The organism is Actinacidiphila glaucinigra, assembly GCF_035918135.1.
In the GTDB taxonomy this organism is placed as follows: Bacteria; Actinomycetota; Actinomycetes; order Streptomycetales; family Streptomycetaceae; genus Actinacidiphila; species Actinacidiphila glaucinigra.
This window is the reverse complement of record NZ_CP109144.1, coordinates 656,742-678,614: the sequence shown is the minus strand read 5'-3', so window position 1 is coordinate 678,614 and position 21,873 is coordinate 656,742. Positions and strand designations below refer to the sequence as shown.

Genomic DNA, 21,873 nt, shown 5'->3' with positions numbered 1-21,873 from the left:
TCCCGTCAACACGGTGATGTTCCGTCATCCGCGTGAGGAGGGCAGGGCTTTCGGGGGATGTTCCGGGGCATGAGGAAATGTGCGGGTCCCGGCTCTCTCTCGCGGCGCGGGCTGCTCGGTGCTCTCGCGGCCCTCACCCCCGTCGCCGCCGTCCCGGTCGTGTCCGTGCCCCGTTCCGCCAGTGCTGCCCCGGAGCCGTTCGCGGGTCTGGGGGAGGAGTCCGTGGCCGCGTTCCGGCGCGCCTGGGACGCCTATCGGCGGCTGGCCTGGGGACGGGACGAGCTGCGGCCGCTCAGTGGCCGCGGTGCGGACTTCTTCGCCCCCGGTCACACGTTCGGGCTGACGATCGTCGAGGCGCTCGACACGCTGTACCTGATGGAGCTGGACGAGGAGCTGGACGCGGCCGTCCAGTGGGTGAAGAACGAGCTCGCCCTCGATCAGGACGTCTCCGTCCAGGTCTTCGAGACGATCATCCGGCTGGTCGGGGGCCTGCTGTCGGGACACCTCGCGACCAGGGACCCCGCGCTGCTCGACCTCGCCCGCGACCTCGTAGACCGGTTGATGCCCGCCTTCCTCGCATCGCCCACGGGCGCCCCCTACCGGTACGTCAACCTCTCCACAGGCGCGGTGAGCGGCCGCCACAACCACCTCGCCGAGATCGGCAGCTGCATCACCGAGTTCGGTGAGCTGTCCCGGCTCACCGGCGACCGCACCTACTACGACGTGGCCAAGAAGGCGCTGCGCGCCGCCTGCGAACGCCGCTCACGGCTGGACCTGCTGGGCACCACCCTCAACGTCGAGACCGGCGTGTGGACCGGGACCACCGCCACCCTCGATCCGCCGACCGACTCCTTCTTCGAGTACCTGTGGCACGGCTGGAAGCTGTACGGCGACGAGGAACTGCGCACCTGGTACACCACCCTCACCGCCGGGATCTTCAGACACCTCGCCGACCGGAGTACGGGGCGGCTGTGGTTCCGTCAGGCGGAGATGAGCACCGGTCGCGCCACAGGACAGGTCCAGTCCGAACTGACCGCCTTCTACGCCGGACTGCTGGCCCGCAGCGGGCGCGTCGCCGACGGTGAGAGCTACCACGACAGCTGGACGGCCGTGCTCGACACCTTCCGCCTGCCACCGGACCTCCTCGACTACCGCATCCTGCGCGCGAGGAACCCGTCCTATCCGCTGCGCCCGGAGTACGTCGATGCCTGCCTGTCCCTGTGGCTCGTCACCGGGAAGGAGCTGTACCGAGAACGCGCCCGCGAGATGTTCGACCGCCAGGAGCGGTACTGCAGGGTCGCCAACGGCTACACGGTCGTCCGCGAGGTGACGGCGTCCCCGATGAAGCTGGGGGACCTCACCCCGGCGTACTGGTTCAGCGAGAACGCCAAGTACTACTTCCTGCTGTTCGCTGAGGCGCGGCGCTTCGACTACGGCTCGGGCTATCTGACGACGGAAGGCAATGTGCTGCGCGGGCTGCGGGCCCCTGCTCCTGAGCCGGGCGGCGGTGGCCCTGTCGGGAAGTGACGCGTGGCCGGGAATCCGCCACGGGCGGTCCCACACGCGCATGCGCCCGGGCCTCGCGCAGCCGGGCCGGCGCGGAGACGTGGAGACGGGCGGGCAGGACCAGCGCATGGGGGCGCTCGCACTCGCACCGGACGCCTGCTCGTAGGGACAGCTCGAGCCGGGTTCCCGACCGCCGGGTGGTGCGCACCGAAAGGATCGCGCCAGTCACGAGCCCAAAGCGCTGGAGTTGTCCAGATGATGCGCCAGTTCGAGATGTGGCACGCCACACATCGATACATTGGGAGTCCGCTGTCGGGGCGAGCCGGATGCGGGATCCGGTGAGGTTGAGGAGTCGTTGGCCATGGGGGAGTCCGGGTACACGGAGCGCTGGCTGGAGACCGGCTCGGGTCCCGGTGCCGTGGTCCGGGCCCGTGTGACGCAGGCGAACCAGGCGGTCCAGGCGGCGTACCGCACATGGCTGGACCACGCCACCGAATGCCCCTCGTGCCGGGACGGCGCCGCCCGGGAGTGCACGGTCGTGCAGCCGCTGTGGGACGCCTACCAGGCGGCTCAACAGAAGGCCCTGTGACCTTCTCGAGCACGATCGCCCGAGCGGCCGGTACCGGGGCGCCACGCATCGCGGCAGTGCAATCGTCACCGGCGCCCGTCGCGGTCGGGGACGCCGCCGAGGCGTGAAGCCGCAGGCGCGGGCGAGGGGGGAACGGCCCCGGAGGCGGTGCTCCGCGCTACCTGGCCCCGCGGCCGAGAGCCGGAGGGGTGCGCGGCCGTAGGCGCTCTCCCTGCGGCCCGAACATGATCAGATATTCGACCGGTCCGCCGGGTCCGGCGTTCGCGACTCCGTGGGGGGTGCGCGTGTCGAACTCGACGACGTCCCCCGCACTCAGGACGAGGTCCTGCTCGCCGAGCGCCAGCCACAGCCGCCCGTACAGGACGCAGAGCCATTCGTATCCGTCGTGGGAGGCCTGCCGCGGCCGCGTCGGCGCCTCGTCGACGGCGGGCAGGACGTGCTTGTGGGCGTGCAGACCCCCCACGTACCGGGTCAGTGGCAGCACCGCCTTGTCGTCGCCGGGATGCTGCGGCGTCGGAGTGCGCGGTCTCGGCGGTGTCACGGGTGCGGTGCCGGCCAGCTCGTCCAGGGAGATGTCGTACGCCTTCGCGAGCTGCAGCAGCACATCGAGGGTCGGCTTGCGCCGGCCGGTCTCGATCCGCGACAGCGTGCTCAGCGAGACGCCGGTTGTGTGGCTGACGTCGGTGAGCGTGGCGCCACGCTGCTCGCGCGCGGCGCGCAGCCGGGGGCCGATGGCCGCCAGCGTGGCGGCTGTGCCGTCATCCGTCACCCTGCTCCCTCCGGCCGCGTCGCCTCCATCACCCTGTCCTGCAAGTTTGCCAGATTGGCAAGGGTGCTCGCGCCGGGCGGGCGCCGCGCCGCATGATCGGTGGGCAACCGCGGCCCGCCCGTGAACCGAGGAGAAGCCATGCACCAGCCCGCACCGTCCGCCGACCCGCGCCACCGCATCATCGAGGGACCCGCCGGACGCCTGCACCTGGTCGAGCAGGGCACCGGGCCACTGGTCCTGCTCGTCCACGGCTTCCCCGAGTCCTGGTACTCCTGGCGCCACCAGCTCCCGGCCCTCGCGGCGGCGGGGTACCGAGCCGTGGCGCTCGACGTGCGCGGCTACGGGCGCTCCTCCAAGCCGGCCGCCCCGGACGCCTACCGGATGCTCGACCTGGTGGAGGACAACGTCGCCCTGGTGCGCGCCCTGGGCGAGGAACGGGCGACGGTCGTCGGGCACGACTGGGGCTCCAACATCGCGGCTGCCTCCGCCCTGCTCCACCCCGGGGTCTTCCACGCCGTCGGACTGCTGAGCGTCCCCTACGCACCGCCCGGGGGCCCCCGCCCCACCGACGTCTTCGCCCGGATGGGCGGCGACCAGGAGTTCTACGTCTCGTACTTCCAGGAGCCCGGCAGGGCCGAAGCGGAAATGGAGCCCGACGTCCGGGGCTGGCTCGCGGGCTTCTACGCGGCCCTGTCCGCCGACACCATGCCGGGCCAGGGTGAGCCCGACCCGCACTTCGTGGGCCGCACCGGCGGCCGCCTGCGCGACCGCTTCCCCGTCGGCAAGCTGCCAGCCTGGCTGACCGAGGACGATCTCGACGTATACGCGGGGGAGTTCGAGCGCACCGGCATGACCGGGGCCCTCAACCGCTACCGCAACATGGACCGCGACTGGGAGGACCTCGCCCAGTACGCCGGCGCCCCGATCAAGCAGCCGTCCCTGTTCATCGGCGGCGCCCTGGACGCCTCGACGACCTGGATGGCCGACGCGATCGACGCGTACCCGGCCACGCTGCCCGGCTTGACCGCCACCCACATCCTGGACGGCTGCGGGCACTGGATCCAGCAGGAGCGCCCCGATGAGGTCAACCGCCTGCTGACCGGCTGGCTCGCCTCCGTCCAGGGCTGAACCGACGGGCGTGCAGGCGGGTCTGCGCCGCAGCCCGGCCGCCGTCGTCGGCCTGGACCCCGACGAACTGCAGGGCAAGCGGCTGACGGCCCGGGTGGGCGCCGGCCACCGCCTCGAGGACCTCCGTCTCGCCCGGCCCGAGCCACGGTGCGGCGCAGCGGCCCGGAATCCTTGCCGCGGGCGGCAGTGAGTGCCGCCCGGGCGGGACTACCGTTCCACCGGGCCAGGGAGGCCGTCCGGCAGTGGACGGCGTCATCCAGCCGGCACCATCGGGTGCGGGCATCGGCGGCACAGGCGGCACCACCTCGTCCGTCGCCCCCGGTATCGGCCAGACCGGAGGCCCGGGATACGTCGTCATCTGGTGGTGACCCACGGGCCCGGCGCGTCGTGTGGCGCGCCGGGCCCCGGTGTCGGGCGGGGCTGGTCCCCGGAGGTGAGGACCACCTTGCCCCACCCCCGATTACCGTTGCGGCGTCACCTTCGCCAGGATGAGCCCATGACCGAGATCCAGACTCCCCGCCTGCTCCTGCGCCGCTGGCACGACGACGACCTGGTACCCATGGCCGAGATCAACGGCGACCCGCAGGTGATGCGCTGGGTCGGCGACGGCTCCGTGCGCGACCTGGAACATACGGCGGAAGCCATCGAGCGGTGGGAGGAGGAGTGGGACGAGGAGGGCTTCGGCCTCTTCGCCGTCGAGATGCTCGCCTCGGGCGAACTGGCCGGTTTCACCGGCCTGACGCTGCCGGAGTTCCTGCCGGAGGTGATGCCGCAGGTGTCCGTCTGCTGGCGGCTCGGTCCGCAGTTCTGGGGTCAGGGCTACGGTTCGGAGGCCGCTCACGCCGCGATGGAGTTCGCGCTCCAGGACCGCGGCCTGGACCGTCTGATCGGCATCGCCCGGATCGGCGACAACGCCTCGGAGAACGTCATGCGCAAGCTCGGCATGGCGCCGGAGCGCGATACCACGCACCCGGAGTACGGCTTCCCGCTGCGTGTCCACACGATCGACCTCAGTGAGTTCCACGGCTGAACCCCGACCGCCCCACGACCAGGCGCCCACGCTGACCACGGCCCCCTGCCGGCGGGCCGGGGCCACGCGCACGCGGAGCGTGGCCCGGCCACCGGCAGGACCGCCCCGTCACGCGCGAGCAGTGACAACCGAGTGCGCTGTGCGCAGAACACGGTGGGACTCCTTGGCGCTTGGGTCCGTGGTGTCGTGCTCGTGTCCCCTCTCAAGTGATCCGGTCCCAAGCCGTGGCTGTGGCCTGGGGCGACCAGAACGGTTGAGACGCCTGGGTACCCGAAAATTTCAGTTGATCAGGACTCGGGCGCGTGAATACTGGCTGTCGTCTCCGTTGATCTGGCCTGCTGGCGGCGCTTCGCGGGGGACTGTTCACATTGGACCGGGGGAAGGGCCTGCGAGAATGACCATGCACGATGACCAAGTGGACGTGACCACCGACATCGTTGCGGCTCTGATCCAGGAGCAGTTCCCTCAGTGGAGCGGCAAGGCGATCCGACTTCAGTCGTCGACGGGGACGGTCAACGCCATCTTCCGCATCGGGGACGACCTCTCCGCGCGTTTCCCGCTGCGTCTGACCAATGCCGCGGAGGCGCTGGCGGTTCTGGAACGGGAAGCCCAGGCGAGCGCGGAGCTGGCACAGGTGTCTCGGTTCCCCGTTCCGGAACCCGTCGCCCTGGGCAGGCCTGGAGCGGGTTGCCCCATGCCGTGGTCGGTCCAGACATGGCTGCCGGGAACAGTCGCCTTCGATGCCGACCCGAGTGGGTCGGACGCCTTCGCCGAGGACCTTGCGGCCTTCATCGCAGCCCTGCGGGACGCAGAGACGCGGGGGCGTCGTTTCAGCGGCGATAACCGTGGCGGCGTTCTCGCTCACCACGACGACTGGATGGCGAAGTGCTTCGAGGAGAGCAAGGGGCTGCTCGACGTGCCCCGGCTGCGCCAAGTGTGGGGCGAACTCCGGGAGTTGCCACGCACGACTGCCGATGTGATGAGCCATGGTGACCTGATTCCCGGCAACGTACTGGTCGCGGGAGACCGGCTCAGCGGCGTACTCGACACCGGCGGCTTCGGCCCGGCCGACCCGGCGCTGGATCTGGTCAGCGCCTGGCACCTGTTGCAACCGGGCCCACGGGAAGTGCTCCGGCGGACGCTGGGCTGCGACGATCTGGAGTGGGAGCGCGGCAAGGCATGGGCCTTCGAACAGGCGATGGGTCTTGTCTGGTACTACGTCGAGAGCAATCCGACGATGAGCAGAATGGGGCGTCGGACACTCGACCGCATTCTGGAGTCGACGAAGTGATGTCGCCCCGATCGCAGGCCGTACAAGGTGGCCCCGAGCGCCAGGAGGCTCCTTCTTGGGTCCCTGTCGAAGGCGAGTCGAGGGTTGCGACGTCCACGTGGATGGGCCTACCTTGGCGCGCGACAGGGACCCAGGAGTCCGCGACGAAGCGCTCCATATCGTGCGATCCGCAACGACTCTCGTTCTGCCGGTTGAGGCAACTTGCCTGGCCCTGCCCCCGTGGCGTGCCAGATGCGTGCCGGATCGAACGGTGAACCCCGGTTAACAGCGGGCATCTCATGGCCATCGGGCAAGGGTGGCAGCGGACGATCTACCCAGGTCACGGATACAGGCGGGCACCAATGAGCGGTGATTGCCAAGCCCAGGGTCTTGGTGATCAGAACGGCCGCTGGATCTCGTGTGCCTCCGGTGCAGTGACACATCGCGCCAGGAGTTCATCGATCACGTTACCCGTCTGCCCACGCTGTAAGGTGCTCTCACCGATCAGGGGGAGTCGTGGAAGACCTGACAACATCGCTTGTGTCGCGCGTGTTGAGAGCAGTCGCGTCAGTGGCGTCGTTCATCGTGGACGTGCTCGGTGTTCGCGACTGGATCAAAGGCGTCAGGCGCGACAAGCGCGGCAAACGATGACCACTGACGCGTAGTAGTTGCCGTGTCGGCGAGCAGCGGTACGGATCATGCGCTGCCTGGAGATCGGCTGAGTGTCCAACTGCGCTACAACGGCCCCGTACCAGGGCGCACAATCACGGACGTTCGCGGACGGTTCGCGCAGGTCACGACCGGTTTCGCCGCAGGTCACGCAGTCGCTCGCCTTGCTTCGGGACGAAGAGGCTGCCCCGTTAAGGTGCTCGACATGAGCAGCGACCTGCCCACCTGCCCCGAGTGCGGGCAGCCAATGAAGTCTGGCGGCCTCGTGCTCTCCCAGCGGGAGGACGATGGCCGGAGGGTCTGCCGGTCGCTTTGGAGATGCACCAAGCGGCACGTCTGGTGGGGGTGGGCCGACCGGACGGACGAGCCATTGGAGATTTGCCCGGTGCCGCAGCTGTTCCGCTACATCCAACGATGTCATCAACGGCCACGAACGGTTCCGGAGCAGCTCGGCTGCTGGAAACCCGACTCCAGCAGCGGCCGCGTGGTTTCGTCAGGTGCGTCGGGACCCGGCCCGAACTTACAAGGCAGGTGTCGGCGGCGACGTTGGGCCCCATGCGCCATGCAGGCCGGCGCGGCGGCCCGGTGGGCGACATCTGCAGGCATCGTGTCAGCCGCGGGGTTCGGCCAGGAAGCAGGCCGGCAGATCCGAGGGTGGGACGCTTGCGCCATGACGAATGCCACCGCCGACGATTACCGCTGGTTCGAAGCGGACTTTGCCCGCCTTGCCGAGGCGTACTGCATCACGCTGGTGCGCGGGATCACGCCAGTGGAGGTGCTCCAAGTTCTCAAAGCTGAGGTGCGAGGGCACGGCATTGGAGTGGCAGCGCTGGACGAGCACGCCTACGAAACGGCCCAGGTGCACGAGGGCACCCATGGTTACCTCGGAGTGGCGCCCCTCCACGGCTGGACGGTGATCGTGGAACCCAACGGCTACATCGGGACGCTCGACGGAGCCCTGTCACATCTGTCGGCCGGGCGCGCGGTGGTGTCCCACTTTCGGAATGTCAACGCGGTCGATCATTTCAACTGGTTCGAGAACGGCAAGCTGCGGCTGCACTTCGAGCCGCTGTTTGCCTACTACCGAGACGGCAGCGACCCCGAGAGCTTGGTGACAGCCATGCGCGAGGTGGGCTTCGCCACGGAGGAAGGAAGCTCAGCTGACCTGGACGTGGTCACCGCTGCCACCTTCGCTCTCGCCGAGCGCGTCACCGGGATCCGACTGACTCCGGAATTTCTGGAGAGCACCCAGTTCATCGAGGGCCTGGCGCCGATACCCAGCGGCTGACCAGATCTGACCAGCCCGAACGGGACGCGGGTGCTCCGCGGCTCCTGACGGCAGAAGGCGATGGCACCAGCGCCGTACACATGAGGACCTCGGCGGTAGCAGGGGACCGGCGCGGAGCCGGTTCAGTGGCAACGCGGCAGCGCCCACGTGGCCAGGAACGAACTCCTGGAGCGTGTGTCGAGGACGCCAGGGCTATCCCAAGGAGGCGTCCCATGCGCTCCGCTGTCAGAGCCTGATGAGACCGTTCCCGCGAGAGTGATGGTGCACCGACCAGCCTCAGGCCCGACCCGTCGGCCCCGCTCTCGCACATGGCACGATGCCCGACCACGGACGAGCACAAGGAGATCCCATGAACGATCAAGGCACGCCTGCTTCGGCGGGTGACTTCAGGGTCGTCGCTGTTGATGCCGACTGGCCGGAATCACGGCAGTTCATGGGTAGCGGCCACAACCAAGTCACCGGCGACATCCATGTGTTCCTGTGGTTCGGCTCTGCGTCCTATGACTCCCAGGCCGAGCACGTCACGGTTCTCAGCGCCTCCTCCGGCAACGCAAGGGCCGGCGAGGCACTGGAGGACGCTTTGGACGACTACTGCCACCTCGGTGAGGGACTTCCGGTCAGCCCGCCGGTCTCCGAACCCGTCACCATCAGCGCAGACGGGAAACCCGTGACGTTCGAAGTCTGGCGGAACGGCAGCAACCCCCATTGGGTCGCCCGGGGCCGCGTCGAGAACACCGAAGTGGTCCTGTCAGGCTCCGAGATTGAACCCGGCGAACTGCGCCTGGTCTGCGTGAACGACCTGGCCGCGTACTCGGCCCCGATCGCTTTCCTCCCGGCCCGGGAAGCGATCTCCGCTGCCATGGGAAGCGATCTGCGGGCGGCGGGGTCCAGCCGGCAGTGGCAAGTCCAGGACGCGCACACCGCGCTGCGGGCCCTGCGCGACATCGCCGCCCGGGGTGCCGCTCTCGGGGGACCCAGTCGGGAATTGCACGGAGAGGAGGCGGACACGGTGATGCGCGCCCTGCGCAACCTCGCTTAGGGTGCCAGCCGACCCCGCAGGAGAATCGGGGGCAGAGAGCTGATCAGCTGCCGCCGCCCTGGCGTAGGCCTTGAGGCTCGGGTGCACGTCATGCTCTCCGTCGCTGCCGCGGTCGTCGTGACCCGGGCTCGTCCGCCATGGTTGGCCCGGCAATGGCCTGGCGTCGGTCCGCGGTGAGATGACGGCACGATCAGCCTGGGCGCCTTCGACGGCGCGTGCATGAAGACGGTGGACGTCGACATGGGTCCGGTCGGCTGGCCGGTCACTTCTCGCGCGGGGAGGCGGACTCCTGACCAGTCACGGGACAGCCCTGAGCACCTCCTGGTCATGGGGCACATCAGCAGGATCGCGGCGTGACGGATCAGGGCATCGAGTTCCGGGTCTTCCGACTCCACGCCGTGCCGGCGGTCCTCGCGCTCGCGAGCCCGTCGTGGCAGGGCGGTGTCTGGCTGCGGTCAGAGCAGCTTGGACGCGACGGCCTTCATAGCGGCCCACTCCGTGTCGTAGCCGGGATGGACCTCGGCGACCATGCGAACCGCACGACTCCGCAGCCCAGCGGGGTGAGGAGAGGTACGTGCCGCGACTCGATTCTCTCAAAGAATCGAGCCTCCACCCGGCCCGGGGCGGCCCATAGGAGACTTTTTAGATTCTTTGCATTTCCTCAGAATTGCGACGCAAATCAACAGCGAATGACTGCCTAAGAGATAAGGGAGCCCAGTAGTCGCAGGCGTTGCGCAGAATCGGAGCCGTGTGCGGCGCCGAGGAATACAATGCGTTGGCCGGAGTTCTCCGTCACTTCCAGGCTTTCCTCGTTCAGAGTCAGGCGGCCGACCATGGGATGGTCGATCTCGTACACTCCGTGCGTGCATTGACTGACCGGGTGGGCGGCCCAGAATCGGGCGAACTCCGGACTCTTGATGCTCAGCTCGCCGATCAACTCCGCGAGCTGAGTATCGTCAGACAGGTCAGCGGTGGCCATTCGGAGGTAGGCGGCCACGTCGCGGACCTCGTCCGCCCAGTTGACGATGAGGTCGCGCATCGCCGGTTCGAGGACCACCTGTTTGGCCAGGTTGACCCGCTGCCCCTGAGTGAGGCCGAAGAGCGCATACCCGAGCCTGTTCGCGCCGAGCAGGTCCATGTGTCGTCCGACGATCAGTGCCGCTTGCTCGCTGTTGCTCCCGACCAGTGCGAGCAGTGAGTCGCGGATCTTTTCGGGCCCGAGGTCCCGTTGGGTGAATTGCCCGGGCGAGGCCAGACGCAGCAGGTGAAGTCGCTCGCTGTCTTTGAGGCGCAGCGCGTTGGCGATCGCTTCCATCACGGATTCGGAAATTTGGTGGCTCTCTCCCTGCTCGATGCGGGCGTAGTAGTTCACACTCACACCCGCGAGCAAAGCCACCTCCTCGCGCCGCAGGCCCGGAACGCGCCGAACTGTCCCGTATGTCGGAATATCCAACTCGGCGGGGGTCAGCGCCGCCCGCCGCGACCGCAGGAAGTCGCCGAGTTCCGTGTTTCGCTGCTCGCTCATGCCCCCCATCCTGCTCTTCCACCCGCGGGACAGCCAACCCACGCCATGGGTACCCACAACGTGGTGAGGCGCCGCACGCACCCGCTGGGCCAGTCTCTTGGGCATGACCAGGCAGCCCACCTGCGTCACGTGGACCCGCTGCCGGCGAGATTGTCGCCGCGCTGCAAATTCCGGAGTGGCCCATGCGTGGGCGCGCCGGCACTAGTCCTAGCTAACTGCGGTAAATGATTGTGAGAACTCATGCATCAGAAGCTCACAGGCCAGGTCGCCCTGGTGACAGGCGGATCGCGCGGGATGGGGGCGGCCATTGCCGTCAGGCTCGCGGCTGATGGCGCCGACGTGGCATTCAGTTACGCGGCCGACCCTGAGAAGGGGAAGAAGACCCTGGCGGCCATCGAAGCGACCGGCCGTCGCGGATTGGCTGTCCAGGCCGACCAGGCCGACCCCGGACGAGCGGAGCATCTTGTCCGCCAGGTCGCCGATCACTTCGGTCGACTTGACATTCTTGTCAATAATGCGGGAGTGCATGTCACGGGAACAGTCGACGCGCCGGATCGCGACCAGAGTCAATTCGACCGCCAGTTGGCCATCAACCTTCAAGCCGTTGTCAGTACGGTGGTCGCTGCCGCGCCCCTCCTGACGGAGGGAGGGCGGATCGTCTCCATCGCCTCCAATGGATCCGAAACCACCAGGGTGCCTTTCCCCGGTCTCTCCGACTATCTGGCGACGAAGGCTGCGGTCGTCACCTATACCAAGGGCTGGGCGCGCGATCTCGCCCCACGTGGCATCACCGTCAACGCGATTCAACCCGGCGCGATAGACACCGATATGAACCCGGCTGATGTTGAAGATGCCTCGTTCGTCACGTCACTCACCCCGATGGGACGGTTCGGGCGCCCCGAGGAGATTGCCGCCGCCGTCTCCTTCCTCGTCGGGCCGGAGGCTGCATTCATCACCGGAGCCAGCCTTCCGGTCGACGGCGGTTTCAGCTGCTGACCATCGCGGGATGGTTCTTGCAAGTGATCGCATTCGCGGGTTCGACAACCTGACGACGTCGTGATCGCTGAGCAAGGGCCATTGCGCCGGCGGTACTACATCCGTTGGCACAACAACGGCCGTCCGAAGGCGGCCGAAAATTGTGCCTCGATCTCTCGTGAGGGCCCGCCGACGGAGTCGGCGGGCCCTTTCGCCTTGCAGGCCGGAGGAGTCGCCTTGTCGGCCTGGGTACGTACAGCCCGTCCCGCCCGCGTGGCGGTCCCACCCCGTCGACGCGCCGGGCTTTGCCGGCGGGCTACTCTGTCCCCCTGACCGGACACGGGGTGCCCCACCGGGGGCTGAGATCACACCCGTCGAACCTGAACCAGTTCGTACTGGCGGAGGGATGTCTTCCATGCCATTGGCGCATGTTTCCAGCGGTCTGCCCGCCGACGGCCGACAGACCGTCTTCGACGGGCGGATGCCGGCGGCCGCCGGCGATCTCCGGATCGAGGCACACGGCATACAGCCGGTCCCCGAGAGCAACCGCTACGGCGGCCCGGGGCGCCTGTTCACCGTGTGGTTCGCTCCCAATCTCACCATGACCGGCGTGTTCACCGGCACCATCGGCATAGTTCTCGGCCTGGACTTCGCCACCGCGCTCACAGCCGTGGTGCTCGGCACCGTGGTCGGCGCGATACCCACCGCCTACCTGGGCACCTGGGGCAGCCGGACCGGCGCTGGGCAGCTGCCGCTGGCCCGGCTCGCCTTCGGTCGGGCCGTCGCGGTGCCCGGCATCCTGCAATGGCTGTCCTCGGTCGCCTGGGACGCCCTGATCGGGCTGTTCGGCGGGGATGCGCTGGCGCGGCTGTGCGGGTGGCCGTTCTGGCTCGGAGTCCTGGTCATGATGCTCGCCCAGGGCGCTCTCGGTGTCCTGGGCTACGAGGCCATTCACCGGCTCCAGATCGTCATGACCTTCGTTCTCGCCGCCGCCTTCGCGCTGATCGCCTGGAAGCTGCTCGACGGTGTGCACCCCGCGGCAACCGGCTCCGCCCATGGCGCCGACCGGGGCGGGGCGTTCGTCCTGACCAGCACCATCGCGCTGAGCCTGTCCCTGTCCTGGGCCCCCTACGCCAGCGACTTCAGCCGCTACCTGCCGCGGAACACCTCCCGCTCGCGCATGTTCTGGTTCACCCTGGCCGGACTGGTGGTGTCCTTCGTGGGCGTCCAGGCCCTCGGGCTCTGGGGCGCGTCCGTCCTCACCGACCAGACCGCCGCAGGCGTGGCCAAGCTGCTGGGCGGCGGGCCACTGGGTGTGTTCGGACTGCTCGCCGTGGCCCTGGCGGCCCTGTGCAGCAACGCCATGAACGACTACAGCGGATCCCTGGCCCTGCAGACCGTCGGTGTGCGCGTTCCCCGCCCGGCCGCGGCTGCCTTCGCCGCGGCGCTCGGCTTCCCCCTGGTCCTGTGGATGCACGCCGCCGACACCACCGCCCGCTTCCAGAACGTGCTGCTCTTCGTCGGCTACTGGATCCCCGGCTTCGTCGCGATCGTCATCGTCGACTGGCTGGCCCGGGCACGAGCGAGGGCAGGCGCGCCGATCGACCTCGCCGCCGAGACCGGCCGACCGCAGCCCGGCTGGTCCGCCGTCGTCGCGTTCGCGGCCGCCTTCGCCGCGGCTGTGCCGTTCATGGACACCAGCCTGTACGTCGGCCCGGTGGCCGAGGCCCTGCACGGCGCTGACCTCTCGTACTATGTGGCGTTCCTCGTGGCTCTCGGCGTGTACACCCCACTGCGCCTGCGCCACCGTGCGCGGCCCTGAACCGTCGCCACCCGTCCATCCCGGCGCTGGAACCGCCGCCCGCCGCAGGCGCCCGCACACCGTCCGTCCCCCAAGGAGCGAGTCCGCATGCCCCCGACTTCCGCCGATCACACCGCCTTCGCCGCGCAGGCGCTCGCTCGCGTACGGGCCCACTCCCCGCTCGTCCAGTGCCTGACCAACTCGGTGGTGACGGGCTTCACCGCCAACGTCCTCCTGGCGCTGGGCGCTTCACCCGCCATGGTCGACATCCCGGGGGAGGCCGGACCGTTCGCCGAGGTCGCCTCGGGGGTCCTGGTCAATCTCGGCACCCCGCACGCCGAGCAGCGCTCCGCCATGATCGAGGCCGCGCAGGCGGCCGGCTCGGCCGGCACCGCGTGGGTGCTCGACCCGGTGGCGGTCGGCGCACTGCCCGTGCGCACCGCGCTGGCGCGCGAGCTCCTGGAACTGCGGCCGACGGTCGTACGCGGCAACGCCTCCGAGATCATCGCGCTGGCGGGAGCGGGCGGCGGCGGCCGCGGAGTGGATTCCTCCGACGGCGTCGAGGAGGCCGAGGAAACAGCGCGGCGCCTGGCCGATGAGACCGGCGGCGTGGTCGCCGTCTCCGGGCCCGTGGATCTCATCACCGACGGGACGCGTACGGCGCGCATCGCCAACGGCGACGCGCTGCTCACCCGGGTGACGGGCGGGGGCTGTGCGCTGGGCGCAGTGATGGCCGCCTACGCGGCCGTGGACGAGGACCGGTTCGCCTCGACGGTCGCGGCCGTCACCGCCTACACGGTCGCCGCCGAACTGGCCGCGAAGCAGGCCTCCGGGCCCGGTAGTTTCGCGGTTGCGTTCCTGGACGCGCTTGCCGCGTTGCGGGAGTCGGACATCGTCGGGCGGGCGGCTGTGTCGTGACGGTGACGCCGGTCGATCTGTCGGTCTACCTCGTCACGGACGCAGTCCAGTGCAAGGCCCGGGGCCGCAGCGTGGCCGAAACCGTCGCCCAGGCCGTGGCGGGGGGCGTCACTGCGGTGCAGATCCGCGAGAAGCACACCGACGGCGGTGATTTCCTGCGCACGGTCACGGAAGTGGCAGCAGTCCTCCCGGAGCACGTGGCGTTGATCGTCAACGACCGGGTGGATGTGTTCCTTGCCGCCCGCGCCGCCGGCATACGCGTGTCGGGCGTCCACGTCGGGCAGTCGGACCTGCCTCCGACCGCCGTACGGGAACTGATCGGACCGCACGCGGTCCTGGGCCTGAGCGCCGCCACTCCCGAAGAGCTGCGCGTCGCCGCCCAGGATCCGGCAGGCGTCCACCACGTAGGCATCGGCGCACTGCACGCCACCCGGACCAAGGCAGACGCTCCGCCCTCGCTCGGCCATGACGGCTTCGCCCGTCTCGCCCGGCTCAGCGAGCTCCCCGCTGTGGCCATCGGCGGCGTGAACCCGGCCGACCTCCCACGACTGCGGGAAGCCGGGGCAGCGGGTGCGGCCGTCGTCTCCGGCATCTGCGCTGCCGAGGACCCCAGTGTCGCGGCCCGCGCCTATGCCGACGCCTGGAGCCGAGTGCCGACCCGGAGCGGGGAGAAGAACCTCGCCTGACCAGCTTTGAACTCCCGCTCGGTCGCCTGGGCGGTCGAGGAAGCGTCGTCCGGGTCACGGACACATCGGCATGCGCGGCACGAGCATGCCGCGCCGTGGCCTCAGTACTGCTGACTGCTCCCCGGCGCGCAAGGTGACTTCGGCGACCGCCACCGCGTCGTGCCTGGCCAGAGCCTCCACCAGGAGCGGGTGTGGGCGCTGACCCTGTTCGCCGGCAGCGGCTCCCCAGTAGGGCCTGGTGTGGAGCACTGGGTCGACGCCGCGCTGGTCGATGAAACCGAGGACATCGACAGTGCGCCTTGTAGGGCGGGGGAGTGCGGCCAGATCCTTTTCGAGGAGCACGACGGTGCGGCCGTCAGGCCGCTCCATGCCGCGCGCGATCTCCGATGGGGGTATCTCCACGTCTTCGGGTTCATAGGACTACCTCCGGTGCCTGAGGCGGGCTCCGTCGCTCGCGCGCGGACCCGGTGGAATCCGGTGCCGTGCCCCCTTGATCGCGGGGTAGAGGCCGATCGGGATGATGACCAGGCCGAAGCTCACGTAGCCGGCCCGGATCCCGCGCGTACCGTCAGCCTGCAAGACGGGGCAGTTCCCCGCGAGGGGTGCTGCTCCGGGGCGGTGATCAGGCACCTTGCGGCGCGGGGCACCCGCCCGACTACCGTCCGCGCCGGCGCAGGGGTGGGCCCACCTGGAAACCGGCGTGGGAGCGGGTCAAGTGTGAGCCCAGCGACGGAGCTGCAGCGCACAGGCCTGCACACCGGTGGCGCCACGGGCGACGTCGGTCACCAGCGTGACCGCTTCCTTCTGCGACGGGTAGTCCAGCCTGTAGCCGTTCACCTTGAGGAACGCCACCGTCGCCAGCCACGCGAACCGGCGATTGGAGTGTTCGAGGGCCGGGAGCCTGGACAGGGTCTCCAGAATGGACGCGGCCATGAGCCACACCGAGCCGTACACGTTGCGACCCATCGCGCGGGCGCGCTGCCGGCTGACCGCGGCGAAGAGTGGGCCGAGATCGGTCGGCTGCGGGTAGCCGGTGATGTGCTCGGCGACCTGCAGCAGCCATGAGACGTCGGGAAGCTCAGGCTTCGGGGCGTCGTGGGTCACGCGGCGTTCCCGCGGGCGTCCAGGCCGGCCAGTGCGTCAGCGGCCTCGGCCTCGCTCGAAAGACGTGCCGGGTCGGGCTGGGCGTCCTCGGGGTCGAACTCGGTCCACGCCGAAGCGATGCGCTCTTGCTCCGCCATGGCGGCCGCCAGGAAGGCGCGCGGTCGGGCCAGGGCGCGGTCGAGGGCGGCGTCGCGGATGAACTGCTTGTCGCTGACACCGGCCGCGGCCGCGGCGGCGGTCACCGCTTTGAGATCGTCGTCGTACTCCAAGGGAACGTTCATCGCAGGCAAGGCCCCAAAGGTATCTCCGGTACCGAGCGCCCGCGAGCGAATCACCTCGCCGGGATGGCGTGGCGCCGCCATGGGGGAGTCGCAGATGGCAGGGGCTGGTCGCTTCGGCAGGCTGAAGTCGAACGTGTGCGCGATAGTGATGCGTCGCAGGCCTGCTCCGGGATCCGAGGGCAGTGCTCCTGCGCCACGTCGACGCCCGAGCTCTTGCAGGCAGCGGGTCGCCTTCCACCCTGACGGCCGGTTGTGAGAGTGCCTCCTGCCCCCGCGGATGCTGCACGGGCCCACCGGGCTCGCTCGCGCTTGCTGCTTCGGGAGTGCGCCGGGGGGCCTGCGCGGGCGGGCGCCGCGCCTTTGTGGCCGAGACCTCGTGCACGTCGCGGAATGCGCGCCGGAGAGCCTGCGCGCGCTCCGGTCCTGCCCCCGCACGCCTCTGCTGGTGGTTCGTTCCGGCTGCCATGATCGCTTACGAGCGGCACGGCGTGCCGCCGGCGACTGACACGGGGGGACGCATGACGCGGCGATGGCTTGTGACGGGGTGTTCGTCGGGACTGGGGCGTGCACTGGCGGGCGCGGTGGCGGAGGCCGGGGACCTGGTGATCGCCACGGCCCGCAAGCCGGCGGCTTTGCGGGATCTGGTGGCGCGTTATCCGGATCGGGTGACGGCGATGGCGCTCGACGTGTGTGACGCCGGGCAGTGCGAGGCCGCGGTGACGTACGCGGTTGATCACTTCGGCGGAGTGGACGTCCTGGTGAACAACGCGGGATCGGGGCTGTTCGGCGCGGTCGAGGAGGTGTCCGACGAGGAACTGCGCGCTCAGCTCGATGTGCTGACGGTCGCCCCGTGGCGTCTGAGCCGCCTTGTCCTGCCGCTGATGCGCCGTCAGGGATCGGGTCACATCGTCAACGTCTCCTCGCTCGTCGGCCGGATGGGGCTGCCCGGCCTGTCCGCGTATGTGACGGGCAAGCATGCGCTGGAGGGTATGACCCAAGCGCTTGCCGCGGAGGTCGCGCCCTTCGGGATCAGGGTGCATGCGGTGGAGCCCGGCCAGTTCGCCACTCACTACAGCACCGCGGTGACCGAGACCGCCGACCGTATCCCCGAATACCTGGTGAGCACGGCGGAGGTGCGAGCGGGCTTGCGGGCCATGCTGGACGATCCGTCGATCGGCCGCCCCGAGGTGTTCGCCGCCCATGTACTGCGGCTCGTCGCGGCCCGGTCGGCGCCCGTGCGCGTGCCGATCGGGGAGGACGCCTATGCCTACCTGGAGGCGGTCGAGGCCGCCGCTCGCGACGAGCTCTCGGCGGCACACGCTTTCGTCCACAACCCCGCCCCGGCGCCGCGAGAATCGCCGGCGTCACCGGCCGAGGAGGTCGTCGCGACGTTGGCCGCACTTCCGGAGACGTGACGCCCGCAGCCACGTCCTCGGCACTCGGCCGACCCGGTTCGTATGTGTGGCAGTTCCGCCGACCGACCGCTCCGCTTGGTGGTCCGGTGGTGGTGACACCCGGCGGTCAGAGGTGCCGAGCGAAGGCCGGGTCGGCTGGAACCACGTGGGTGTGGTCGACCGGGAGGTGCTCGATCTCCTGGGCGTTCGTGGACCGTGCGGTGAAGGGGGCGACCAAGGGCGGGTTCACGGCCGGAAACCGTCGATCGCCAGCTCCAGCAGGCGGTCGACCTGGGCGGTGCCTTCGGGGTTGTCCGGGGTACGCCACAAGCAGCTCATGAGCATGATGACGTCGACGGGGTCGATACCGGGGCGTACCTCGCCGGCGCGTTCGCAGGCGTCGAGGAGCCCGCGTACGGCGGCGGTGACCGGGGGCCACGAGGCGCTGACGACTTCTTGTGCGGCGGCGGAGTGCAGTGCCTCTCCGAGTCCGTGCTTGATGCGTACGTAGGTGGCGAGGGTGGTGAACCAGCGCCGCAGCGCGTCCAGCGGGGCATGGGTGGCGAGCAGGTCCGGCACGGAGTCCACGAGGCGGTCCACGTCGCGGCGGTGGACTTCCAGGATCAGCGCCTCCCGGGTGGGGAAGTGCCGGTAGAGCGTGCCGGGGCCGACGCCCGCGCGCTTGGCGATCGAGTTGAGCGAGGCGTCCGGGGACTCTGCGAGCGCGTCGTGGGCGACCTGGAGGATCACTTCCCGGTTCTTCAGCGCATCGGAGCGCTGCCGTGCGACGTCGGGCATGGATCCTCCTGGAGTGCGGACGGCCGTCCATTGCGAAGCGGAGAACTCTCCGCTAACGTGACCGAGGTCAAACGGAGAGATCTCCGCTTACTGTCGTCCTCCATTGTAGGAGCCCTTTCGTGCGCTACATCAAGCTCGGCCGCACCGGCCTGGACGTCTCCCCGGTCGCCATCGGCGCCATGACCTACGGCGAACCCGACCGCGGCCACCCCGTCTGGTCCCTGGACGAAGAGGCCAGCCGGCCTCTCATCAAGCACGCCCTGGAAGCGGGCATCAACTTCTTCGACACCGCCAACCTCTACTCCTACGGGTCAAGCGAGGAAATCCTCGGCCGCGCGCTGAAGGACTACGCGAACCGCGACGACGTCGTCATCACCACCAAGGTCCGCCACGCCATGCGCCCGGGCAGTCCCAACGGCGGCGGCCTGTCCCGCAAGGCGATCATGAGCGAGGTCGAGCACAGCCTGCGCCGACTGGGCACCGACTACGTCGACGTCTTCATGATCCACCGACTCGACAACGACACGCCGCTGGAGGAGACGCTGCAAGCGCTGCACGACGTCGTGAAGTCCGGCAAGGCCCGCTACCTCGGCGCGTCCTCGATGCACGCCTGGCAGTTCGCCAAGTCCCTCCACCTGCAAGAACGTCACGGCTGGGCACGGTTCGCCACCCTGCAGGACCACTACAACCTGCTCGCCCGCGAGGAGGAACGCGAAATGCTCCCGCTCTGCGCCGACGAGGGCGTCGCCACCATGATCTGGAGCCCTCTCGCCCGCGGCCGGCTCGCCCGCCCCTACGACCAGGCGAACGACGGCGAGCGCGCCGCGACCGACGGCGCCTACGCCGACACGCTCTACACCAACGCCGACAGCGACCGGCAGATCATCGACGAGGTCGGCGCCATCGCCGAGGCCCGCGGCCGCACCCGCGCCCAGATCGCCCTGGCCTGGCTGCGCCGCAACCCCGTCGTCGCTGCCCCCGTCGTCGGCGCCCGCACCTTTCAGCAGATCGACGACGCCGTCGCGTCCCTCGACCTCGACATCACCGACGAGGAGGCCCGCCGCCTGGAAACCCCCTACACACCCCGCCACGACTTCCAGGGCATCGCCGACGTGCGCGAACTCGAACGCATCAAGGCCGGGATCCCCGGCTACGCCAACGTCTGACGCCGCGGCCGAACCGGGCAGGTGCTGCTCGCCGTCACGCTCACGCCGGTGGCACTGTCCACGCTCAACGCTCCTCGGCTGGAGCACCGCTGCGCAGGTCCGGCCTGTACCGGCTCTTCGGCACGCAGGTCACGCCCTTGGGATGGTGGCTGCTCACTGCCGCGTTCGTCGTCCTGCCGGCCATCGCGGTGGTGACCGCGTGGCCCGCGTCGGCCCACACCCGCAGCCCCGCCGGGCATGTCCTGGGCGCCGAACCTTCCTGAAGGAATCCGACCAGGGCTACCGGTCGCCGCGATGCCGTTCGTGTCCGGTTCGGCCGCACCGCAGGTGAGGCTGTGTCCTGACGCGCTGGGAAAAAATATTGCGGGCCGCTGTCGATCCGGTCGTGTTCCGTTCGACGCCATGGTGTGGGGCGCCTCGCCACCGGGTGACGCGACAGGACCTGATGAGGAATGACGTGGATCAACTGCTGAGAGTCATGAACTTCAATGTCTCGAGTGACGGAATCGGTGCCGGTGAGCACCAGAGCCTGGAGAGGCCGTTCGGCTGTGACCGCCCCGAGAGGCTGTTCGGCTGGGCCGGCGCCACGGCGAGCTGGCCGAACCGGACCGATCCGGGAGGCAGCCGGGGCCTGGACGACTACTTCACGCGGGACTTCGCCCGCAACATCGGTGCCGAGATCATGGGCCGCAACAAATTCGGGCCCCAGCGCGGGCCCTGGCACGACCATGAGTGGCGCGGCTGGTGGGGAGAGGAGCCCCCGTTCCGCACGCCGGTGTTCGTCATGACCCATCACAAGCGTCCATCGTTCGCGCTTTCCGACACCACGTTCCACTTCGTCGACGGCGACCCGGCCACCGTCCTGGAGGGGGCGCGTGAAGCAGCGGAGGGCAAGGACGTCCGACTCGGCGGCGGCGTCACCACCATCCGGCAGTTCCTCGACGCCGACCTCGTCGACTCCCTGCACGTGGCGGTCGCGCCCGTAAAGCTAGGGACCGGACTGCGACTGTGGGAGTCCCCCGAGGAGCTGCTCGACCGGTTCCACCTGGAGGTCGTGCCCAGTGCGAGCGGCGTGACGCACCACCTGTTCTGGCGAAGGTGAGGCGAGGACCCGCCTGAGTCAGGCCACGACAGTGAGGGGGCGTCCGCCCTTCCCCGGCGGCGCCCTTCGCACTCGGCATGCGGGCGCACTGGCGTGCGGGGTGGTGACGAGTACCCAGGTGGGCGGGCGTGAGCGTTGCGCCGACGCAGGTAGCGGTGCAGGACGTGGGTATCCGCGAGACGGCTTCGGTGACCCGCCGGCTCACGCTGGGTCGGCACCGGGGGGACGGGCGCCGCTATCGGCCCGTCCCCCGGCTCGAGCGGGCCGGTTATGCGGTGTAGCAGTGCGGTTGGCCGTTGGAGTTGAGCGCGCAGATGACCCGGTCGTAGTCGTGGAAGCGGGTCCACATGAAGGCCGTGGGGGACTGCGCCCAGCTGCCGTCCTGGTAGATGTAGTTCGATTCGACCATGACGCCGTCCGCGTCGTAGAGCCAGCCGAATTCGCTGTCGCTCGACTTTCCGGACGGCAGCCACCGGGTGTTGCAGTTCCAGGTGGCCCGGACGACATTGGCGCTGCCGTCGTTCCCGCCGCTGGGGTTCCACAGGTTGCACCTGCTGGCGCCGTCACTCAGGAAGCGGGCTGTCTTGACGGTGTAGTTCGACGGCAGCCTGTTCTCCACCGTTCCGAACGCACCCGCGTGGGCGGTTGAGACCGGGCCCGCCAGGGTGAGGGCGTTCGCCCCCAGCGTGAGCAGGGCGACGGCCGCGATCCGGAGCTTGTTCTTGATCAAATTCTCCCCCTGTGATGCCGTTGCGACGCCCCGAGTCTGGTGATAGGAAACTGTCATGTCAATGCCAAAACGTGGTGCGGTCGGACCATGTCCGGCGTTGATCCC

At 69.4% G+C, this 21,873-nt stretch carries 25 protein-coding genes and 1 riboswitch; of the genes, 17 read left to right on the top strand and 8 right to left on the bottom strand.

All coding sequences use genetic code 11. The annotated features are described in order from the left end of the window. The first annotated feature begins 69 nt into the window (after positions 1-69). Together OIE69_RS03015 and OIE69_RS03010 are read left to right on the top strand one after the other, a co-directional pair. Positions 70-1,527 carry a glycoside hydrolase family 47 protein gene (locus OIE69_RS03015; protein WP_326570355.1) on the top strand — a complete coding sequence of 486 codons (1,458 nt, stop codon included), beginning with the start codon at positions 70-72 and terminating at the stop codon, positions 1,525-1,527. Between the two features lie 340 nt (positions 1,528-1,867). Beyond that, positions 1,868-2,095, top strand: a complete 228-nt coding sequence (locus OIE69_RS03010; RefSeq protein WP_326570354.1) for a hypothetical protein — start codon at positions 1,868-1,870, stop codon at positions 2,093-2,095. 157 nt (positions 2,096-2,252) lie between these two features. Here OIE69_RS03010 and OIE69_RS03005 read toward each other — a convergent pair whose 3' ends face one another. Further along, entirely contained in the window at positions 2,253-2,864 is a 612-nt protein-coding gene (locus OIE69_RS03005) for a helix-turn-helix domain-containing protein (RefSeq protein WP_326570353.1), read from the bottom strand. Between the two features lie 138 nt (positions 2,865-3,002). Between OIE69_RS03005 and OIE69_RS03000 the strand changes: the two genes are divergently transcribed. The 8 genes from OIE69_RS03000 (at position 3,003) to OIE69_RS02965 (ending at position 9,288) form a co-directional block, all read left to right on the top strand. Next, positions 3,003-3,992, top strand: coding sequence for an alpha/beta fold hydrolase (locus tag OIE69_RS03000; RefSeq protein ID WP_326570352.1), 990 nt, complete (start codon positions 3,003-3,005; stop codon positions 3,990-3,992). Positions 3,993-4,002: 10 nt separating this feature from the next. Next, positions 4,003-4,182: a hypothetical protein gene (locus OIE69_RS02995; RefSeq protein WP_326570351.1), complete on the top strand. Its 180-nt coding sequence runs from the start codon at positions 4,003-4,005 to the stop codon at positions 4,180-4,182. A gap of 52 nt (positions 4,183-4,234) precedes the next feature. After that, a complete protein-coding gene (locus OIE69_RS02990; RefSeq protein WP_326570350.1) occupies positions 4,235-4,360 on the top strand; it encodes a hypothetical protein in 126 nt (41 codons plus the stop codon). Positions 4,361-4,488: 128 nt separating this feature from the next. Continuing rightward, positions 4,489-5,022 carry a GNAT family N-acetyltransferase gene (locus OIE69_RS02985; protein WP_326570349.1) on the top strand — a complete coding sequence of 178 codons (534 nt, stop codon included), beginning with the start codon at positions 4,489-4,491 and terminating at the stop codon, positions 5,020-5,022. 394 nt (positions 5,023-5,416) lie between these two features. Beyond that, positions 5,417-6,313, top strand: a complete 897-nt coding sequence (locus tag OIE69_RS02980; RefSeq protein ID WP_326570348.1) for an aminoglycoside phosphotransferase family protein — start codon at positions 5,417-5,419, stop codon at positions 6,311-6,313. 495 nt (positions 6,314-6,808) lie between these two features. Beyond that, a complete protein-coding gene (locus OIE69_RS02975) occupies positions 6,809-6,943 on the top strand; it encodes a hypothetical protein (protein WP_326570347.1) in 135 nt (44 codons plus the stop codon). A 688-nt stretch (positions 6,944-7,631) separates the two neighbouring features. Further along, on the top strand, positions 7,632-8,249 hold the full coding sequence (locus tag OIE69_RS02970) for a DUF6461 domain-containing protein (RefSeq protein ID WP_326570346.1): 618 nt from the start codon (positions 7,632-7,634) through the stop codon (positions 8,247-8,249). A 349-nt stretch (positions 8,250-8,598) separates the two neighbouring features. After that, complete coding sequence (locus OIE69_RS02965) at positions 8,599-9,288, top strand: hypothetical protein (RefSeq protein ID WP_326570345.1); 690 nt, start codon at positions 8,599-8,601, stop codon at positions 9,286-9,288. A 697-nt stretch (positions 9,289-9,985) separates the two neighbouring features. Here the strand turns inward: OIE69_RS02965 and OIE69_RS02960 are convergent. Next, entirely contained in the window at positions 9,986-10,813 is an 828-nt protein-coding gene (locus OIE69_RS02960; RefSeq protein WP_326570344.1) for a helix-turn-helix transcriptional regulator, read from the bottom strand. 240 nt (positions 10,814-11,053) lie between these two features. Between OIE69_RS02960 and OIE69_RS02955 the strand changes: the two genes are divergently transcribed. The 4 genes from OIE69_RS02955 (at position 11,054) to thiE (ending at position 15,193) form a co-directional block, all read left to right on the top strand. After that, positions 11,054-11,809 carry an SDR family NAD(P)-dependent oxidoreductase gene (locus OIE69_RS02955; protein ID WP_326570343.1) on the top strand — a complete coding sequence of 252 codons (756 nt, stop codon included), beginning with the start codon at positions 11,054-11,056 and terminating at the stop codon, positions 11,807-11,809. Between the two features lie 309 nt (positions 11,810-12,118). After that, a riboswitch (TPP riboswitch) is annotated at positions 12,119-12,212 on the top strand. Then, positions 12,204-13,610, top strand: a complete 1,407-nt coding sequence (locus OIE69_RS02950; protein ID WP_326570342.1) for a purine-cytosine permease family protein — start codon at positions 12,204-12,206, stop codon at positions 13,608-13,610. It overlaps the preceding riboswitch by 9 nt. A gap of 87 nt (positions 13,611-13,697) precedes the next feature. Continuing rightward, entirely contained in the window at positions 13,698-14,507 is an 810-nt protein-coding gene (thiM, locus tag OIE69_RS02945) for a hydroxyethylthiazole kinase (protein ID WP_326570341.1), read from the top strand. Further along, a complete protein-coding gene (gene thiE, locus OIE69_RS02940; protein WP_326570340.1) occupies positions 14,504-15,193 on the top strand; it encodes a thiamine phosphate synthase in 690 nt (229 codons plus the stop codon). The genes thiM and thiE overlap by 4 nt, the downstream gene beginning before the upstream one ends. A gap of 54 nt (positions 15,194-15,247) precedes the next feature. On the opposite strand, the gene OIE69_RS02935 is transcribed toward thiE, so the two are convergent. The 3 genes from OIE69_RS02935 to OIE69_RS02925 all read right to left on the bottom strand — a co-directional run bounded on the left by OIE69_RS02935 (position 15,248) and on the right by OIE69_RS02925 (position 16,578). Beyond that, entirely contained in the window at positions 15,248-15,595 is a 348-nt protein-coding gene (locus tag OIE69_RS02935) for a Ku protein (protein ID WP_326570339.1), read from the bottom strand. Between the two features lie 309 nt (positions 15,596-15,904). Next, positions 15,905-16,297, bottom strand: a complete 393-nt coding sequence (locus OIE69_RS02930) for a fic family toxin-antitoxin system, toxin component (RefSeq protein ID WP_326570338.1) — start codon at positions 16,295-16,297, stop codon at positions 15,905-15,907. After that, entirely contained in the window at positions 16,294-16,578 is a 285-nt protein-coding gene (locus OIE69_RS02925; protein ID WP_326570337.1) for a hypothetical protein, read from the bottom strand. Before OIE69_RS02925 ends, OIE69_RS02930 begins: the two co-directional genes overlap by 4 nt. A gap of 464 nt (positions 16,579-17,042) precedes the next feature. Here OIE69_RS02925 and OIE69_RS02920 point away from each other — a divergent pair, with 464 nt between their 5' ends. Beyond that, entirely contained in the window at positions 17,043-17,993 is a 951-nt protein-coding gene (locus OIE69_RS02920; RefSeq protein WP_326570336.1) for an SDR family oxidoreductase, read from the top strand. Positions 17,994-18,099: 106 nt separating this feature from the next. Here the strand turns inward: OIE69_RS02920 and OIE69_RS02915 are convergent, their stop codons facing one another. Both OIE69_RS02915 and OIE69_RS02910 read right to left on the bottom strand, forming a co-directional pair. Next, entirely contained in the window at positions 18,100-18,222 is a 123-nt protein-coding gene (locus tag OIE69_RS02915; protein WP_326570335.1) for a hypothetical protein, read from the bottom strand. Then, positions 18,219-18,770 carry a TetR/AcrR family transcriptional regulator gene (locus tag OIE69_RS02910; protein ID WP_326570334.1) on the bottom strand — a complete coding sequence of 184 codons (552 nt, stop codon included), beginning with the start codon at positions 18,768-18,770 and terminating at the stop codon, positions 18,219-18,221. The genes OIE69_RS02915 and OIE69_RS02910 overlap by 4 nt, the downstream gene beginning before the upstream one ends. A 119-nt stretch (positions 18,771-18,889) precedes the next feature. Here OIE69_RS02910 and OIE69_RS02905 point away from each other — a divergent pair, with 119 nt between their 5' ends. Further along, positions 18,890-19,936 (top strand): aldo/keto reductase, encoded by a 1,047-nt coding sequence (locus OIE69_RS02905; RefSeq protein ID WP_326570333.1) that lies wholly within the window; start codon positions 18,890-18,892, stop codon positions 19,934-19,936. Between the two features lie 457 nt (positions 19,937-20,393). Then, the gene (locus tag OIE69_RS02900; protein WP_326570332.1) at positions 20,394-21,038 is read left to right on the top strand and encodes a dihydrofolate reductase family protein; all 645 of its coding nucleotides are present in this window, start codon (positions 20,394-20,396) and stop codon (positions 21,036-21,038) included. Between the two features lie 268 nt (positions 21,039-21,306). On the opposite strand, the gene OIE69_RS02895 is transcribed toward OIE69_RS02900, so the two are convergent. Beyond that, a complete protein-coding gene (locus OIE69_RS02895) occupies positions 21,307-21,768 on the bottom strand; it encodes a hypothetical protein (RefSeq protein WP_326570331.1) in 462 nt (153 codons plus the stop codon). Between the last annotated feature and the right edge of the window lie 105 nt (positions 21,769-21,873).

Bases quoted from the DNA above. Each gene is read 5' to 3' on its own strand.
- OIE69_RS03015 (WP_326570355.1), top strand. From the start codon at position 70: ATGAGGAAATGTGCGGGTCCCGGCTCTCTCTCGCGGCGCGGGCTGCTC.
- OIE69_RS03010 (WP_326570354.1), top strand. From the start codon at position 1,868: ATGGGGGAGTCCGGGTACACGGAGCGCTGGCTGGAGACCGGCTCGGGT.
- OIE69_RS03000 (WP_326570352.1), top strand. From the start codon at position 3,003: ATGCACCAGCCCGCACCGTCCGCCGACCCGCGCCACCGCATCATCGAG.
- OIE69_RS02985 (WP_326570349.1), top strand. From the start codon at position 4,489: ATGACCGAGATCCAGACTCCCCGCCTGCTCCTGCGCCGCTGGCACGAC.
- OIE69_RS02980 (WP_326570348.1), top strand. From the start codon at position 5,417: ATGACCATGCACGATGACCAAGTGGACGTGACCACCGACATCGTTGCG.
- OIE69_RS02970 (WP_326570346.1), top strand. From the start codon at position 7,632: ATGACGAATGCCACCGCCGACGATTACCGCTGGTTCGAAGCGGACTTT.
- OIE69_RS02965 (WP_326570345.1), top strand. From the start codon at position 8,599: ATGAACGATCAAGGCACGCCTGCTTCGGCGGGTGACTTCAGGGTCGTC.
- OIE69_RS02960 (WP_326570344.1), bottom strand. From the start codon at position 10,813: ATGAGCGAGCAGCGAAACACGGAACTCGGCGACTTCCTGCGGTCGCGG.
- OIE69_RS02955 (WP_326570343.1), top strand. From the start codon at position 11,054: ATGCATCAGAAGCTCACAGGCCAGGTCGCCCTGGTGACAGGCGGATCG.
- OIE69_RS02950 (WP_326570342.1), top strand. From the start codon at position 12,204: ATGCCATTGGCGCATGTTTCCAGCGGTCTGCCCGCCGACGGCCGACAG.
- thiM (WP_326570341.1), top strand. From the start codon at position 13,698: ATGCCCCCGACTTCCGCCGATCACACCGCCTTCGCCGCGCAGGCGCTC.
- OIE69_RS02925 (WP_326570337.1), bottom strand. From the start codon at position 16,578: ATGAACGTTCCCTTGGAGTACGACGACGATCTCAAAGCGGTGACCGCC.
- OIE69_RS02920 (WP_326570336.1), top strand. From the start codon at position 17,043: ATGATCGCTTACGAGCGGCACGGCGTGCCGCCGGCGACTGACACGGGG.
- OIE69_RS02910 (WP_326570334.1), bottom strand. From the start codon at position 18,770: ATGCCCGACGTCGCACGGCAGCGCTCCGATGCGCTGAAGAACCGGGAA.